Origin of the sequence: Bacillus sp. S3 (assembly GCF_005154805.1) — a bacterium.
GTDB lineage: Bacteria > Bacillota > Bacilli > Bacillales > Cytobacillaceae > Neobacillus.
The window spans coordinates 3451267-3467922 of record NZ_CP039727.1; the positions used below are offsets into that span (position 1 = coordinate 3451267).

General features: G+C 38.6%; 19 protein-coding genes and 2 pseudogenes. 4 read left to right on the forward strand and 17 right to left on the reverse strand.

The window, feature by feature from the left end; genetic code table 11:
• Window positions 1-53 precede the first annotated feature (53 nt).
• The 12 genes from FAY30_RS16720 to FAY30_RS16775 form a co-directional block, all read right to left on the reverse strand.
• Window positions 54-563 carry a TlpA family protein disulfide reductase gene (locus FAY30_RS16720; RefSeq protein WP_149870933.1) on the reverse strand — a complete coding sequence of 170 codons (510 nt, stop codon included), beginning with the start codon at window positions 561-563 and terminating at the stop codon, window positions 54-56.
• A gap of 31 nt (window positions 564-594) precedes the next feature.
• The gene (locus FAY30_RS16725) at window positions 595-729 is read right to left on the reverse strand and encodes a CcmD family protein (RefSeq protein WP_149870934.1); all 135 of its coding nucleotides are present in this window, start codon (window positions 727-729) and stop codon (window positions 595-597) included.
• A 9-nt stretch (window positions 730-738) separates the two neighbouring features.
• Window positions 739-1503 carry a cytochrome c biogenesis protein gene (locus FAY30_RS16730; protein WP_149870935.1) on the reverse strand — a complete coding sequence of 255 codons (765 nt, stop codon included), beginning with the start codon at window positions 1501-1503 and terminating at the stop codon, window positions 739-741.
• A gap of 3 nt (window positions 1504-1506) precedes the next feature.
• Window positions 1507-2187: a heme exporter protein CcmB gene (locus FAY30_RS16735; RefSeq protein ID WP_149870936.1), complete on the reverse strand. Its 681-nt coding sequence runs from the start codon at window positions 2185-2187 to the stop codon at window positions 1507-1509.
• A complete protein-coding gene (gene ccmA, locus FAY30_RS16740; protein WP_149870937.1) occupies window positions 2184-2888 on the reverse strand; it encodes a heme ABC exporter ATP-binding protein CcmA in 705 nt (234 codons plus the stop codon). The genes FAY30_RS16735 and ccmA overlap by 4 nt, the downstream gene beginning before the upstream one ends.
• A 23-nt stretch (window positions 2889-2911) precedes the next feature.
• Window positions 2912-3907 (reverse strand): hypothetical protein, encoded by a 996-nt coding sequence (locus tag FAY30_RS16745; protein ID WP_149870938.1) that lies wholly within the window; start codon window positions 3905-3907, stop codon window positions 2912-2914.
• A complete protein-coding gene (locus FAY30_RS16750; protein WP_149870939.1) occupies window positions 3904-4284 on the reverse strand; it encodes a hypothetical protein in 381 nt (126 codons plus the stop codon). The genes FAY30_RS16745 and FAY30_RS16750 overlap by 4 nt, the downstream gene beginning before the upstream one ends.
• A gap of 12 nt (window positions 4285-4296) precedes the next feature.
• Window positions 4297-4800: a cytochrome c-type biogenesis protein gene (locus FAY30_RS16755; RefSeq protein WP_149870940.1), complete on the reverse strand. Its 504-nt coding sequence runs from the start codon at window positions 4798-4800 to the stop codon at window positions 4297-4299.
• 1 nt (window position 4801) lies between these two features.
• Complete coding sequence (locus tag FAY30_RS16760; protein WP_149870941.1) at window positions 4802-6784, reverse strand: heme lyase CcmF/NrfE family subunit; 1983 nt, start codon at window positions 6782-6784, stop codon at window positions 4802-4804.
• Between the two features lie 25 nt (window positions 6785-6809).
• Window positions 6810-7262 (reverse strand): cytochrome c maturation protein CcmE, encoded by a 453-nt coding sequence (locus FAY30_RS16765; RefSeq protein WP_149870942.1) that lies wholly within the window; start codon window positions 7260-7262, stop codon window positions 6810-6812.
• Between the two features lie 13 nt (window positions 7263-7275).
• Entirely contained in the window at window positions 7276-8325 is a 1050-nt protein-coding gene (locus FAY30_RS16770; RefSeq protein ID WP_149870943.1) for a hypothetical protein, read from the reverse strand.
• 218 nt (window positions 8326-8543) lie between these two features.
• Complete coding sequence (locus FAY30_RS16775) at window positions 8544-9227, reverse strand: c-type cytochrome (RefSeq protein ID WP_149870944.1); 684 nt, start codon at window positions 9225-9227, stop codon at window positions 8544-8546.
• Here FAY30_RS16775 and FAY30_RS28085 point away from each other — a divergent pair.
• Window positions 9226-9375 (forward strand): annotated as a pseudogene (locus tag FAY30_RS28085) (hypothetical protein); the annotation flags it as partial. The gene FAY30_RS16775 and the pseudogene FAY30_RS28085 sit on opposite strands and share 2 nt — an antisense overlap.
• On the opposite strand, the pseudogene FAY30_RS16785 reads toward FAY30_RS28085, so the two are convergent.
• The 4 genes and pseudogenes from FAY30_RS16785 to FAY30_RS16800 form a co-directional block, all read right to left on the reverse strand.
• Window positions 9304-9684: pseudogene (locus FAY30_RS16785) on the reverse strand (PCYCGC motif-containing (lipo)protein); the annotation flags it as partial. The pseudogenes FAY30_RS28085 and FAY30_RS16785 sit on opposite strands and share 72 nt — an antisense overlap.
• A gap of 169 nt (window positions 9685-9853) precedes the next feature.
• Window positions 9854-10411, reverse strand: a complete 558-nt coding sequence (gene efp / locus FAY30_RS16790) for an elongation factor P (RefSeq protein WP_149870946.1) — start codon at window positions 10409-10411, stop codon at window positions 9854-9856.
• A gap of 20 nt (window positions 10412-10431) precedes the next feature.
• A complete protein-coding gene (locus FAY30_RS16795; RefSeq protein WP_149870947.1) occupies window positions 10432-11493 on the reverse strand; it encodes a M24 family metallopeptidase in 1062 nt (353 codons plus the stop codon).
• A 78-nt stretch (window positions 11494-11571) separates the two neighbouring features.
• The gene (locus FAY30_RS16800) at window positions 11572-12069 is read right to left on the reverse strand and encodes a YqhR family membrane protein (protein WP_149870948.1); all 498 of its coding nucleotides are present in this window, start codon (window positions 12067-12069) and stop codon (window positions 11572-11574) included.
• A 233-nt stretch (window positions 12070-12302) separates the two neighbouring features.
• On the opposite strand from FAY30_RS16800, the gene FAY30_RS16805 reads away from it, so the two are divergent.
• A complete protein-coding gene (locus FAY30_RS16805) occupies window positions 12303-13247 on the forward strand; it encodes a DUF1385 domain-containing protein (protein WP_149870949.1) in 945 nt (314 codons plus the stop codon).
• Window positions 13248-13304: 57 nt separating this feature from the next.
• Window positions 13305-13697, forward strand: coding sequence for an SA1362 family protein (locus tag FAY30_RS16810; protein ID WP_317845668.1), 393 nt, complete (start codon window positions 13305-13307; stop codon window positions 13695-13697).
• A 12-nt stretch (window positions 13698-13709) separates the two neighbouring features.
• Here FAY30_RS16810 and FAY30_RS16815 read toward each other — a convergent pair whose 3' ends face one another.
• Window positions 13710-14594: a patatin-like phospholipase family protein gene (locus FAY30_RS16815; RefSeq protein WP_149870951.1), complete on the reverse strand. Its 885-nt coding sequence runs from the start codon at window positions 14592-14594 to the stop codon at window positions 13710-13712.
• Window positions 14595-14827: 233 nt separating this feature from the next.
• Here FAY30_RS16815 and FAY30_RS16820 point away from each other — a divergent pair, with 233 nt between their 5' ends.
• On the forward strand, window positions 14828-16621 hold the full coding sequence (locus FAY30_RS16820) for an urease accessory protein UreH domain-containing protein (protein ID WP_149870952.1): 1794 nt from the start codon (window positions 14828-14830) through the stop codon (window positions 16619-16621).
• Window positions 16622-16656 lie beyond the last annotated feature (35 nt).

Genomic DNA, 16656 nt, shown 5'->3' on the forward strand with positions numbered 1-16656 from the left:
CAGGCACATGAATTATAGTTCATGCGCCTGTTCTTGTTTATTCATAAAAATAGTTAGTTATCATATTTCTTTACCCAATTATATAACTGCATTTCCGTTACTTCACCATTAAAGTGCTCCCTAATAATTCCCTGTTTATCAATGACAAACGTTTCAGGTTGTCCGGTTACGTTAAAGCGTTTTGAAACCTTGGCATTATAGTCAAATAAGTAGTTCATACCGTCTTTATTGTTATCGGTAACTTTCTTGATTTTGTCCATCGTTTCTCCACGATTTATCATTAGGAGTTTGTATTTATCACCATAGTCTTTTTGAAAGGCTGCTAATTCTGGAAATTCCTCCTTACACGGTTTACACCAACTTGCAAAATAATTTAAAATTACTACTTCTCCCTTATAATCAGAAAGTTTAGTTGTGCTGCCATCTAAATTTGGCAGCTCGAAATTATAAGCTTGATCTCCAACATCGGTGTTCTCGCCTTTGGATACTAAACTATACCCAAAAAAGCCGAACATTCCTACAATGAGAATCAACACGAGTGATTTGATGACTCGCTGGTTCATCGTATTTCCCCCTGACACCCAGACTAGCAGTCTATTGATCTAACTGCTTTAAAAATTCAATTTCCTTTTTCAATTTGTCATGTCTTTTACCGATAATAAACATATAAGCAAAAATTACCACCCAGGCAACAGAGTAAGCACCTAACATATATTCATAATTCATCATTAACCCCTCCTACTTATCTAATTGTTCTCTTAATTTTTCTTTATATTGTTCAACCTTAATTCTCATATTCTCAAATGATACTCCCTTTTGCAGAAGGTAGACATAAAGAATGGTAAATGCAGTTATGGTGATTAACAATGCTGCTAACATCGTATTTTCAATCCCACCGCCCTGTTGTGAAGGACCATCTCCGAAGACAATTGGGTGAAATTTCGTTTGCCACCACCGGATGGCGAAGAATACAATTGGAACATCGGCAAAACCGATAATACCAAAAACTGCGGAAAGCCGAGCCTTTTTATCCCATACTCCATCCATTTGCCGAATCATAATATAGGCAATGTAAATAAAGAATAGAATTAATGTTGTAATTAACCGCGGCTCCCACACCCACCAAGTATTCCAGGCTGATCTAGCCCAAATCGGTCCTGTAGTTAAAACAATGATAGTGAATACAACACCGATTTCGGCTGAAACATATGCATAGGTGTCAAATATTCTTTTTCGCTTTATTAAGAACAAAATACTAAATACAAATGTGACAAAGAATGCCATAAAGGCAAGCCAGGCAGAACTAACATGGAAATAAAAGATTTTTTGTGCCGCGTGCATCGATTTTTCTTCCGCAGCAAAAATAAAAATAAAGTAGAGCGATACCAGCATCGAGATCACTGTGGCGCCAAACAAAATTTTTGATAGATTAGTTGGTTTGGCATCAGCCACCTCCGACCCACCAGTAAACACTGCTTTCTCCCGTTCGAGATTCATACTCATGATTTAAACCTCCAGCACGTAATCTATTAATAAGAAACAAACAACAAAGAAAATAACATCATACGCCGTGACCAATTGGATCCAAGCAATAGCGCTTGGCAGCTTTTCCATATTTGATAAAATGATTTTCGTTGCTTGAACAACTCCGATTAAAATCGGTGTTGTAATTGGAAAAAGTAATAACGGCAGCAGCATTTCACTGCTTTTAGAGTTAGCGGCAAGGGCAGCTAAAAATGTTCCGATTGCAATAAATCCAAAGCTTCCTAAGAAAATCGTTAATACAAAATATGGGATACTGCCAAAAAATTTAAAATCAAATAACAAAAATAAAAACGGGATGGAAACCAATTCTACTACAAGCATCATCGTAAAATTTGCCAGAAACTTTCCTAAATAAATGCTGGCTCCCTCCATAGGTGCAACCAATAAGCCCTGCATCGTATCATTTCGTTGTTCCGAAATAAACGATCGATTCAGTCCCAAAATTCCGGCAAATACAATAATGACCCAAATAACACCAGGTATAACAGCTTTTGTCGTGTTATTAGCCGGGTCAAAAGCAAAACTAAAAACGACAATTACCAAGCCGGCGAAAATAATTTGTGTTGTCAGTATTTGTTTTGTTTTTAATTCTGAATATAAATCCTTTTTGGCTAATAGGAGGGCTGTTCGAATAAGATTCATGATACACCCTCCACTTGATGATGATATTTATCAGATACATAGACTAAGTTGCGATTCTCAATCTTAAAGTCATCTACAATCTTTCCATTTTTCACTATAATGACACGGTCGCAAATTTCTGCGGCCTGTTTAAAATCATGAGTTACCATTAGGGTCGTTGTTCCTTTTTCTTTCATCGTTAGGATGACATTGTTCAAAATCGAAATAGCTCCCTGATCCAGGCCAGTATGCGGCTCATCTAAAAGCAGTATCTCCGGATCATGAACAATCGCGCGGGCTATGGCAATCCTCTGAATCATTCCACGTGAAAAGTTCTTGACTGGTTCATTTAAGAAAAAGGATAACCCTACCTCTTTTACAAGCTTAATGGCTTTTTGTTCGACATCTTTTACCCCATAAATATTTCCAAAGAAAATGAGATTTTCTAATGGGGAGTAATGATCATACAGCAAGCTGGAATGAGGTAAATAACCTAATAACTTCTTTACTTCGATATGGTTCTTTTTCATCTCGAGACCATTTACCAACACATTCCCTGAAGTGGGCTTAATTAAGGTTGCCAATACCTTTAGAAGCGTACTTTTACCAGCACCGTTTGGTCCCAATATGGCTACCGTTTCCCCTTTTTTAATTGAGAGGTCAACTCCACGCAAGATTTGCTTATTATCAGCTTGCTTCGTCAGCTTTTTTATTTCTATCATCTGAGTCCCTCCTGCTACAGCTGCTACTCAACAAAATTACGCAGATTTACTTTAACTTGGAATAAATGCTGTTTATATGCAGCAAGCTTCCTCTTGTACTCCTCCTCGGATAGCTTTCCATCTCCAAAGGTTTCTTCCAATTCTATGATCTTATCCATAATCGCTTTTTGTTTTGCCATTAATTGCTTAAAGGCTTTCTCTTCCTGATCTGCCCCGAGTTTCTCCTCTTCCAATCTTGCTTTTCTTCTAAAATAAGCAAAATAGCCGATTGCCGCGATAATAATGGCACCAATAATAATCAAAAAGACGTGTGGGTTAAAGCGATGTAATGGCGATTGAGCCCACATCCTTAAATGACCGGGATTATGAAAAGCAGGTGCCGTATGTGTCACAGAGCTATTTTTTCCACCTTCATTTGTTGCCGTTGCGTCTTTTGCCGCTTCTGCAGGAGGCTGCTTGTCTTTGTTATACACCAGCGTAATGGGTTGATTTTCCTTTATCCCTTCAATACTGTATCCAAAGTAATTTTGGTCATCAAATTTGAAAAGCCCTTGGCTGGTCGCTTCTGCACCCTTAACCTCAATACTGCCTCTGCCCTCCGGTACGAGGATTTGCATGATTTGAACCGGGTAATTGACAGTTAGATTAATTTCTTCCCCTTTCGGCATTCTATAGCTATATGGCAGCACCATAGTTTGATTTGCCGGGACTGGGGTGGTTGTAATAAAACCATGATCTACTTCTTTAAACGCAATCTTATTGTCTAAAAAATTGAGGTCCTTTGCACCGATAGGCAGTGTAACTTTTAATACGGCCTCATTCTTGCCATCTCCGGTATATTCTTCAGCAACGGTATTCGTATAGTTCACCATATTCATCAAATTGGTTGAGCCATCTTCAGCAGGGCTCAAAACAATGTAATGCATATCCACTGTAATCTTTGACTCTGATGCCGCCAATCCTTGGAACGGAATGAACAACATCAAGCCTAGGAAGAAGACTGTGATTTTCTTGATCACTTTCCTTCCCCCTTTTTGTTCTTATAGCTTTTCATTTGCGCTTCAATTTCTTTTTCCACTTCAGCCATTAAATCCTGATCAACAGTAGTTACCACCACTTGTTCTTCTTCCTTCATAATACTAGCCACTTCTTTTTCGTATTGTTTCTTTAAATTTTTATAATCTGCATGCGAAATTTTATCCATTCTGTACTCAAATTCAATCTCATTGAGCGTTGTCAAAAGTGCTTCTTTGGTTGTCACCAAATCCTGTCCCTTTGAACCAGCATGAAAGTGCATGAAAGGGCTCCAATTAAATAATGGTGATACGATTAGAAATAGACATACAAGTGCCAACGCGGCAGTGAATATCATTGATATGATTGAAATATCGTGCATTTTGTTCACATCCTAAAGATACTTTTTGCGTTCCTCATCGATCATCGAAGAAAGGATTTCCCCTTCTACTTCATCCTCTCTGTTCTCGTATTCATTGACTACAACATCTGTGCCTTTTTTCTTCACCCATTTACGGATAATGAAAAACACAGCGATTCCTGCTGCACCTAATACAACAAATGGGAGGACCCATGCGGTTAGGCTAAATCCACTTTTTTCGGGTGAGGTTAATATCTCTTCTCCATAAATATTGATGTAATATTCACGAATTTTATCCTTATCCCAGCCTTTGTTCATCATTTCAACAAGGTCCGCTTTAAATTCTGTCGTTAAATTACAGGTATTAGGATCACATTCATAATGATCCTGTCCACAGCCGCAAGTGCATGCGAATTGCTGGGCAACCGCTTTGAATTCAGGAGATTTATAGTCAAATTGTTTTGCTTCCACTCGAATGAACGATCCTTGAAAAATAAACGCAATGATGAGGAGCCCAAGATAAATTTTATTTCTCATTTTACGACACCTCTTTGCGGACTCCAGTGTATCTTGGAGTGACATTTCCATATTTTCCGTTCCAAACAGCAAACAGTGCACCGATAACAATCATGAAGGATCCAAACCATAACCAGTTCATCATCGGGTTAATTTTCACAATAAAGGTAGCTTTACCGTCATCTTCCCAGGCGCTTAACACAATATATAGATCTTCCTTTAAGGAAGAAATGATGGCTACTTCTGAAGAAGGCTGCTCCCAGTTGCCATAAAAAACTTTTTCCGGCTGGAATGTACCTAATTTTTTTCCATTCCTAAATACAGTTATATCTGCATAGACAATATCGTTAATGCCTTCTCGCTTTTGATCAAGCCTCTCATAGTTAAGGCGGTAATCTTTCAATTCAATCGATTGGCCTAAAGAAACAGTTTTCATCGTCTCTAGGTCATAGTTTTGTGAACCAATGATACCCATGGTTATGAACGCAATTCCAAGGTGAACGATATACCCGCCATAACGGCGGCGATTGCGGATCATCAGGCGGTACAACGCCACAATTGGCGTTTCTTTCGTCATTTTCCTTCTAGCCTTAACCCCTCTATAAAACTCTAAGAAGTGGGTAATTAATAGGAGAATGATAACCCCGTAGCCAATGACGGCCCATGCTTTTTGAATCCCAAGCACAACCATTAATGCCATGCCAACAATAGCCAGGATTGCTGGAATCATGAAGTTCTTCCTAAGATTCTTGACTGTTGAACGCTGCCATGCCAAGAGCGGACATACCGCCATGACAAACATCATCGATAAAAGAATAGGTGCCTCTACTTTATTAAAGAATGGCAGACCAACTGTTACTTTCGTTCCGCGTATAGCTTCTGACACAAGTGGAAAAACGGTTCCCCAGAATACAGCAAACGCTGCTCCAACCAATAATAGATTGTTAATCAAGAAGCTGCTCTCTTTAGACACAAAGGAATTGAACTCCCCTGCACTGCGTTTTAGCAGATTGTAACGGCTCATTAACACATATAATGCTAGAATGACAGCTACGCCCATGAAGATTAAGAAGTATAAACCTAAATTGGAATTTGCAAAAGCATGGACTGATGTCAGTACTCCACTTCGGACAAGAAAGGTTCCAAAAAGTGTTAATGCATAGGAAACAATAATTAAGCTGATATTCCATACTTTCAGCATGTTTTTACGCTCTTGAATCATCACGGAATGTAAGAACGCAGTAGCAGTTAACCATGGCATGAAGGATGCATTTTCAACTGGATCCCATGCCCAATAGCCGCCCCAGCCAAGTTCTACATATGCCCACTGACCGCCAAAGATATTTCCAAGGCTTAAGAATAGCCAAGCAATGATCGTCCAGCGTCTAGTCATTTTAATCCAGAAATCATCAACATTTTTCAAAATCAGTGCTGCCATGGCAAAGGCAAAAGGTACGGCAAGCCCGACGTATCCAAGATAAAGAGTCACAGGATGTATGATCATTCCAGGGTTCTGGAGCATTGGGTTTAACCCTTTTCCTTCAATTGGAACGGTATCCAATAAAATGAATGGCTTTGCGACAAATCCAAGGATGAAGAAGAAGAAAACCGCGTTGGCCATTAAAATGGCCGAGATGTATGGAACCATAGGATTTCCTTTGAGTTTCCTCGAAAAGGCTATCATGATCATGTAAAGAGTTAAGAAAAATGTCCACAATAGCAAGGAACCGGCATTACCAGCCCACAAGGCGGTAAGCTTATAAATGATTGGCAGCTCGCTGCTTGTGTAATCACTTACGTATTCATATTGGAACTGTGATGTTGCTAAAAGGTAGAACATCGAAAGCATAGCAAATGTTGTACAAACAAATAATGCAACCATTGCACCTTTGCCGCTATTGACGAGTTTTTGATTTTTTGTACTAATCCCCAGGGTAAGTATGAGGAGCGAATAGATAGCAATAACTAAACCCAAATAAATTGTTGCGTTAGCAAATAAAAACATTTCGTCACCTTCTTAACTTAGCCTGTTATTTTTCATTCGGTGGTTGATTTAACTTTTCTTTATGTGTATCAGGATCATAATCGTCCATGTCTTTTCCTTCATATTTCGACGGGCATCTTGTCTTCACAGATTCTGCTTCAAATGTATCCGTTTTAGTAGGAGCCCCTTGGAGAATGGTAATAACTCCTTCTGAGAAGTTATCAGGCTTGGGCCCGTTGTGAATGACGTGCATAATATTGCCCTCGTTGTCTTTAACATCAAATTTCAATTCAATTTTGTCCGGATTCCATTTTATCGAGTCTTCGATTAATAATCCTTCGACCGTTACAAAATCGTCTTTATGCTGCTCTTGTGTCGCCAATAATTCTTTCAATGTCAGCTCAACTCCACTCGAACCCGGGGTTGCAGCCATAAGAAGGAAAACAATCGCGCCTGCAATAATAAATCCGCCGAGCATCACAATCGTATTTTTTTTCACTTTACCCACCTCATTAAATTAATTTTTTCATTTCTTCTTCGTACATTTCTTGATCTATTTTTCCTGTTAAGAGCTTTTTACGCAGCTCTTTCTTTTCTTCCGCATTAGCTGACTTGTTAACCTTTTTGGCAGCAGTTTGTTTTGACTGTGGTTTATGTTTTGAACTGTTAGCAGTTGTCCCTGTTCGCGCATTCCCTTTTAAACCGAGAAAGACAAAGAGTCCGGCAATGATCAGGGCAATTCCAATAATTGAGGCACCGCCTACTCCGATTATGGGACGTTTAGAGTTGTTGTTAGTACCTCCTTTAATCACTTGGTCTGTGGCAGTCACACCGCTATGGTTCTCATCATTAGGCGGCTGCACTTTGTTGATAGCTTCCATGGTAGATTCTGTGCCTTCTTTCTTATAAGAAAAGGAGTACTTCAGATTCTCTCCAGCCTTGACATTTTTGTATTGGTAGTAATATAGCTCTTCGCCATATTCATTCTTTGTTTTATTTTCTGTCTTTGGCTCAAGCTTAATTTCCTTTGCCTCCATTGGTGCGTAAAAGATAACATCCAATTGTTCGATTTCAGCATGATTGATTAGCTGATATGTAAAGCTCTTTTTATCGGTAATGTCGATCGCTTTTGTGTAATACTCGATGACAAATTTATATGTCTCGTTACTCTTGATTGCCTTAGCGGGCTTCCAGGTCACAATTCCCTTTTCTTTATCAACATCGTAGGGACGTTGGACTTCCGGTTTATTTTCTTCAGGAAATTCTGCCACTAAAAAAGCTTCAAATCCCTTATCCATTGCTGGAACGGGAATGGATATTTTCCCATCATAATCTTGGCCGCTCTTGTTCGTAATCGTTCCGTATTGGCCTATTAATAAGGATGGAATATCTCTTGATTCCCAATCCTCCGGGTAATCAAACTCAGGCATAACCTGTACTTGCATTTCCTTAATTGGGAATTTCTCAGCCTGAAAGTCTGTTTCAGCACTTGCATTTGGGCTGATTAAACTAGTTAAGAATAATGCGATCACGAACAATGCCAGCCACTTTTTCTTAATCATATACATCCTCCTTGACCCTCAAATCTCATTCGTAGAAGGTACTGATTTTCACTATAGTCCTCTTTGAAATAAATATAATCGTTATCACTCTCCAGTTGTCGACTCACTCTTGAACATTTTGTTAAGTGAGGAAAAACGTTACGATTTCGACAAAAAACTACCACAAAATGTTCACAATTGATTATTATGGAAAATAAAAAACCTTGAATCCAATTGGTTCAAGGTTTGAGATAATCATTTGAAGCTTCTGTTTTAGATTTTAGTGTGCGGATATAACTGATGATGTCAGTTATATCTTCTTTACTTAATTGTCTTGCACCTTCAAGCCCTTTTAATGAGGGGCCCATTCGAGTTTCTTCACGGCCATAGGCCGTTGCAATCCAAATTTGCTTATTAGTTGTGTATTTTAAATACTGAGGATTGGAAAGGACCGTCCCCATTTTCAATTTACCTGCTCCCTCAGCGCCATGACAGTTAAGACAATATAGATTATACTGTTTTTCCCCGCGTTCAGGGTCCCCGGCAATTTTTTCAGGTACATCAAATTCAATTTCCTCTGTTTGCCAATCCCTCATATAGGTAACAAGATTTTTTAAATCGTTTTCAGATAATCTTGGGCCATATGCAGGCATAGCGGTTCCTTCTCTGCCATACTTCACATAATTATATAGGTCTTGATCGGATACGGAGTTTAGAAATCGCTGGCTATTTATAGCAGTGCCTGCATTAGAGCCTTCTCCCTTTCCTGTTTCTCCGTGACAGACAAGACAATTTTTAGAATAGAGCTTTTCTCCAGCTTCAATTGCTTTAGAATTCTTACTATCAAAAATATCGCTATTACTAATAGCAACGATAATTCCAATAATGATCAAAATATATAATCCGATTAAAATTTTTTTCATGGGTTACTCCCTACTTTGGTTCGGGTGTTGGAGTTGGTTCCCCAAAATCTTCATACTTTTTTGTGATCAGCTGATAAATTTTCTTAGGGCTTTTACCGTCAAGATGCATTTCGACCGCCTCCCGGGCGATATCAATACAGACATCTCACGATATACTCATCGAATCCCATTCTTCGACAGCATTATTTGGTCCCATTTGATCAATATAACAATCTAAATTGCTTTTATGCCCATCCTGTGCGAAGCAGCCACAATAGCAAGGAACCTGCGCTACAACTTCAGGGTATTCCGATGCCAAGATATAGGTCTCTTGAATTTTTTCCGAAGAATTTAAAACATAATCAGGGAGCGGCTTATGCTTTTTATCAAGTGTCACATCTTCCAATTTAGAACTACAGCCCGCTGCTACTATTGCCATTAAAATAAATAGGAACAAGTAAGATGTTATTCGTTTCATACTTTGTTTCACCCCTTCCCATTAATATATTGTTCTCATTTATTGTAGCAAAAAGGGATTGTCCAAACGGCTCTTAATTTTAACTATTTAGTGAAGTTTTTAATAATGAAAAAAGTATAAAAAAGCCTGAATCCAGTAAAATTGGACTCAGGCTTTAAGACGAAACTCATTATGCACGCGAAACGTAAGAAGCTTCCGTTGTATTGATAATTAACCGATCCCCTTGGTTCACAAAGAATGGAACCTGAACAATTAGTCCTGTTTCCAAAGTTGCAGGCTTCGTTCCCCCAGAAGCAGTATCACCTTTAATACCGGGCTCTGTCTCTGTTACTTCTAACTCAACCGTATTTGGCAGCTCCACCCCAAGAGTTTCATGATTAAACATCATAATGTGGACTTCCATGTTTTCCTTTAAAAATTTTAATTCATATTCAATGTTGCTTGCTGGAAGTTCTACCTGCTCGTAGGAATCCATATCCATAAAAACATGCGAATCACCGCTTGCATAAAGATATTGCATTTTACGGTTATCAATTTGTGCTTTTTCTACTTTCTCACCCGCGCGGAATGTTTTTTCTTGAATTGCTCCATTTCGCAAGTTACGCAGCTTTGAACGTACAAACGCTGCTCCCTTACCCGGTTTTACATGTTGGAAATCCATGACACGCCATAGACCGCCATCTACTTCAATTGTTAATCCTGTTTTAAAATCGTTAACAGAAATCATGTGTAAATCCTCCTAGTTCTTTACAAGATAATTAGTTCTTTTGTTGAATGAGTAAGTGCCTCGTTCCCATCCGCGGTTAATATTGCATCATCTTCAATCCGTACTCCGCCAAGTCCAGGAACATAGATCCCCGGTTCACACGTAACAACCATTCCAGGTTGAAGCAGGAGATCAGACTTCATTGAGAGACTAGGTCCTTCGTGAATCTCCAGCCCGATTCCATGGCCAGTTGAATGTCCAAAGTATTCTCCATAACCTTTTTCTGTTATGTAGTTTCGCGTTAATGCATCTGCTTCCTTACCCGTTAAGCCCGGCTTTATGCCAGCCATGCCTCGCAATTGTGCTTCAAGAACAATATTGTAAATTTCATTCAGCTTCGCATCCGGTTTACCAACAGCTACCGTCCTCGTAATATCAGAAGCGTATCCATTGTAATATGCACCATAATCCAAGGTTACAAAATCTCCCGATTCAATTACCTTATCACTCGCTACACCGTGCGGAAGTGCAGAGCGAATCCCCGAAGCAACAATCGTATTAAACGAAGAGGAAGTCGCACCGGCCCTTCTCATAAAGAACTCTAATTCATTCGAAACCTCTAATTCTGTTATACCGGGACGAATGAAGTCTAAAATATGTTTAAATGCGGCATCAGCAATATCTGCTGCTACCTTTAATATCTTAATCTCTGCTTCAGTCTTAATCAAGCGTAACTTTTCAATTACACCGGAAATTGGAACAAGTTCAGCTTCTACTTCTTCCTCATATACTTTATAGGAAGAGTATGTTACATCATTTTCTTCAAATCCCAGTTTTTTAATCCCTAATTCTTTAACAAGACGTGCTGCTTCTTCTGGGATGGAACCGGAGAATTTAACAATTTCAAATCCTGTGCATTGTTTGGATGCTTGTTCAATATAACGGAAATCCGTAATAAATTGTGCCTTATCGGCACTAATTAAGACAACACCCGCAGAGCCGGTAAAGTTAGATATGTAGCGGCGATTATAGGGGCTCGTGATCAGCATCCCATCTATACCATGTTGTGAAAAATCCGCTCTCAACTTTTCTATTTTTCCCATTAGTCTCTACTCTCCTTTTCTATCCGGTTTTGGATAGAGATATTTTATCATAAACAGATAGTTTCGACTAATTCAAACTTATGTGGATGCCTCTTTTGCTTGTGATTCTTGAAGTTCAAACTCATAATTAATGGAATAACCAATGAAAATTCCATATACGATATATAAACAAACAGATGTGATGATTGTATCCCTGCTTAATTCGGCAATTGGTTTTATACCGGGAATTAACGGATTCAGAATAAAGAACACCAATAAAAACAATATGACGCCATACCCTAGTCCAAACCAAAAACCTTTGAATTTTCTAAGTAAAGCGTAATAAATATAAGCCGCAACAATAGATAATACACCCAATAAAATAATGGATACTACTGTTCCCATCCAGCCATGTTTCCAACTTCCAAGGGCCCATGGTTTGAGGATGATTTGGGGGCCCACTTCGGTGAAATTAAAATATGATGCAATGTATCCAATCGTTCCCCAAAAAAGACCGCCGAATAAACCTGTCCAAAAAACCATTACTGTAAAAGACATAGGTCTTGGATATTTTTCTTTGTTTTGTTCGTTTGCCATTTGTATACCCCCGATCATCAGTGTTGTGTTTGAATATGCATATAACTTTTCATGCACCATTATTATGCCCTGATAATTTTAATCCTTACATTAAAAAATTTTTTAGAAATTTAGTTGGAAATATTCTGTCATCCTAGAGGTTTTTTCATTTTTCTAGTAGAATACATGTAAGTACAAACAGATTTTACATTTCTGCTATTGTGCAACTAATGTTTAGGTTGGTGTAAATAACCATGTCAAATTCTCAAAAACCCGTTTATGGCGGCCAAGCGGTCGTTGAAGGAGTTATGTTTGGCGGAAAACATCATTATGTTACCGCCGTTCGCAGAAAAGATCGTTCTATTGAATACTTTCATTTGCCGCGGAAAGCAAATCCCACATTAACTAGCTTAAAAAAAATCCCGTTTCTCCGCGGAATCATTGCGATTATTGAATCTAGTGCAAACGGATCAAAACACTTAAACTTCTCCACTGAGCGGTTTGATGTAGATCCAAAGGACGATGCAGTCATTAAAGAAAAAGAAGTGTCAAAATTGACGATGTATCTTGGGGTAGCAGTAATCGGAGTCCTGTCATTTTTATTTGGAAAATTTGCTTTTACGCTAATTCCTGTTTTCTTAGCCGTATTAACCAAACCAATTTTCCCATCTGATTTTGCTCAAGTAATGGTAGAAGGCCTCTTTAAGCTCATACTGCTCCTTACTTATATATATTTTGTCTCACTTACCCCGCTGATCAAAAGGGTGTTTCAATATCATGGAGCTGAGCATAAAGTAATTAACACATTTGAATCCGGGGTAGAACTGACCGTTGAAAATGTTCAGGCCCATTCCCGCCTGCATTATCGCTGCGGCAGCAGTTTCATCTTATTTACCGTAATCGTCGGTGTTTTTGTTTACCTTTTAGTTCCCACATCACCGCTATGGTTACGTATTGTCGACCGTCTTCTCTTGATCCCGGTAGTGTTGGGAATTTCCTTTGAGGTCTTACAGATCACCAATAAACTCCGCGATATTCCAGTCTTAAAATATTTAGGAATTCCGGGCCTTTGGCTGCAATTGATAACGACGAAGGAACCAAGTAATGACCAGGTCGAAGTCGCTATATTATCATTTAAGGAATTGCTTAAGAGGGAAAAAGAAACGGAGTACGACATGAAAAGTGAGGAAATTGTCTAAATCTTTGTTTTTATGTGTTTAAAAGAATAAAAAAATGCTTAAGATGCTCATAGGGAGGTGGCATTCTTGAAAAATCGGATACCCGTATTTATTATTGGGATTCTAATCATTCTTGCTATACTTGGGCTTATTGGTTCATTTACAGCTAATCCTGCCGGTTTCATTCAGAGAATAGCTGTCATCGCATTGATCGGTTTAGCGATTTTTTTCCTTTTTCGGAAGTTTTCAAATTCGAGCCCTCAGAAAAGAGAGCAGCGGGCATTTCTTAAGGCAGCAAAAAGGTCAAAAAAACGGTTACAGCAAAAGAGTGGGGATACCAATGTAAAGACCTCATCTCTTGGGACATTAACAACATTAAAGAAAAGCAACAAGACTAAAAAGAAATCTCCTGCACATTTGACCGTCATCGACGGGAAAAAAGGGAAAAAGAAAAATCGAGCGTCCTTTTGACACTCGATTTTTTTAATACCCCCATTTATTTAAAAAATTTTTGGCATGTTCTCTTCCAATTTCAAATAGTTTTTGCTTTTTTTCATTAGTTAAATTAAATTCAATTAAAGAAACACCTTCAGCTTTTATAAAAATAATATTTTCTACATGTTTTTTAGAAATATAACGTTGATCATGGGCGTCCTTCATTGTCTCAAACAATGCCCCCATTAATTGAATGCCGTTTTTTATTTGATGTTTTTCATGTTCATATTCACTTGGACTAAGTTTTATTCCAAGCACCGGTCTGGCCTTTTTTACATTGTCCTTGTCAAAAAGCCACATTGGAAAATTACTAAGTACCCCGCCATCCACCAAAATATTTGTGCCATCTATCGAACGTAATTTAACTGGTTCAAAAAAATAGGGAATACTGCAGCTCATCCTGATTGCCTTTGCAATAGAGAACGAATCTGGTGAAATGCCGTATTTTATTAAATCATCAGGTAAAACAATCATTTGCCCATTGGAAAGATCCGAAGAAATTACTCTAAGTGCGTTGGGTGGAAGATCGGAAAATGTTCTTAACCCCTTTGCTTCCAACTTCTCTTTCATCCATTTTTCAAGCTCATTCCCTTTATAAAGTCCTAGCTTCCAATACACAAGCAGCCATTTTGCAATGGAAAATGGAATAATGGTTTTACGGGCATCCAGCATTTTAGGCAAATCAAACTCATCCACCAATTGATAAATTTCTTTGCTTGTATAGCCCGCGGCAATTAAAGCGGCAACGATAGACCCGGCACTCGTTCCTGCGACCCTGACAAACTGAAATCCTCTGGTTTCAATTTCTTCATAGGCACCAATGAGTGAAAATCCTCTAATTCCCCCTCCAGAAAAAACGCCGTCAATTTTCATGGCAGCCACTCCCAAAATGAACTCATTGTTACATTCTTAATCCGTTCATTGCGAAATTAGTACCACGGACGAGTGTAAAATTTTCATTAAAATATTGGACATCTTTTGTTCCTATTTTGTCTACAAAATGTTCACCGAAGTACTTTCATTCTTCATATCACCAACATATCTATTTCATAAACTGTACCTATTCTTTTATGAGTGCATTTTAACTAGCAAAGGCAGGGACGCTTATGAGTATTCGAAAGGAAAGAATGAAGGTGTACGATATGACCTGTACATCCTGTGAAAAACGAATTGAAAGGACAGTCAAAAAATTAGATGGTGTGATTGATGTAAAAGCAAATTTTACCGGCCAATTCGTTGATGTCGAGTTTAATGATGAATTATGTACCACGAACCAGTTGAAAGAAGCAATCAATCGTGTCGGCTACAGTACTGAAAATGGTAAAGGCTTTAAGTTTATTGGAATAGTCATTATTATCGCTGCTATTTTACTTCTCGGCATAAATACCGGCAGCTTTAATATGGAAGATAAACTCAAAAATGCTTCTTATGCTGTTTTATTTGTTGTAGGGTTGATTACATCCATCCATTGTGTAGGCATGTGCGGCGGTATTATGCTTTCCCAAACTATTGGGAAGGAAAGTAAGAACAAATTTGAGGCGATGAAGCCAGCTATTTTATATAACCTTGGAAGAGTTGCAGCTTATACCATCATTGGTGGAATCGTTGGCGCCATTGGCTCTGTTTTTGCACTTTCCCTATCCACTAAAGCAGCACTGCAAATTTTTGCCGGAGTATTCATGGTTATGATGGGCTTTAATATGGCAGGATTTAAAGCGTTTAGAAAGGTTCAATTAAAAATACCTGCCTTTGCATTAAATTTGGTAACTAAACCCAAACCTAAAACACCCTTTTTTATCGGAATGCTTAACGGTTTAATGCCTTGTGGACCACTACAAACAATGCAGCTGTATGCTTTAGGTACAGGCAGTGCGATTAGCGGGGCTCTCTCTATGTTTATGTTTGCAATAGGAACAGTCCCGCTCATGCTGACCTTCGGGGCATTATCAAGTCTTTTAAGTAAAGGTTATACGAAAAAAATCCTAAAATACAGCGGAATTCTTATCGTTGTTCTTGGCCTTGTTATGAGCAATAGAGGCTTGGCACTGGCAGGAATGAACTTTAGTCCAGCTTCGATTCTAACGAACGTTGGTGCCCTTGGCGATTCTGCTGCTGTATCTAATGCAGCTAAAGCAACGATTAAGGATGGAGTGCAGGTTCTCAACATGACGGCCAATGTCTATGGTTATACCCCAAATACTTTATATGTTCAAAAGGGAATGCCTGTTAAGTGGGTCGTAGATGGTGAACAGATTACCGGTTGTAATAATACAATCGTCATGCCAGAAATGAATGTAGAGCAGAAACTACAAAGCGGTGAAAACATAATCGAATTCACACCCGGTAATGAGGATATTCCTTTCAGCTGTTGGATGGGAATGAAGCGAGGAGTTATTAAGGTAGTAGATGATTTAAAGGATATAAAGACATCTAGCAGTGATGCCACTGGTATTGATTCGTCGACCAAATCTACCGCCCCATCCTCGGCTCAGACTAAGCCTAGCATATACGGTACTGACATCAGCAAGGTGCCTACTAAACGATTAGTCCAAAGGATGCAATTAGCAAATAATGTGCAAACGATTGCCATTAAAGGAGTGGGTTACGAACTTGAGCCACTGATCATTGTCGCTAATAAAGACCTGCAAACGAAGATGTCAATAGACCTCACTTCGTTTGATCAACCAGATGGATCCTTTTTAATTATGAATGCAAATACAAAACAAATTGTAACTGAATTCACTGGTGCGAAAGGGTTTGTTGAAGTTGAATTTACCATTGATAAAGCCGGGACGTATGGAATTTATCTAAATGAAGAGGAATTACTCGGGGTAATTGATGTAGTAAACGATATGGATTCTGTTGATTTAGAAAGTATTAAAAGCAACTACCTTCAGTAAGTAAAGAGTTAAAGAGTTAATAAGTTGGGGGGTTT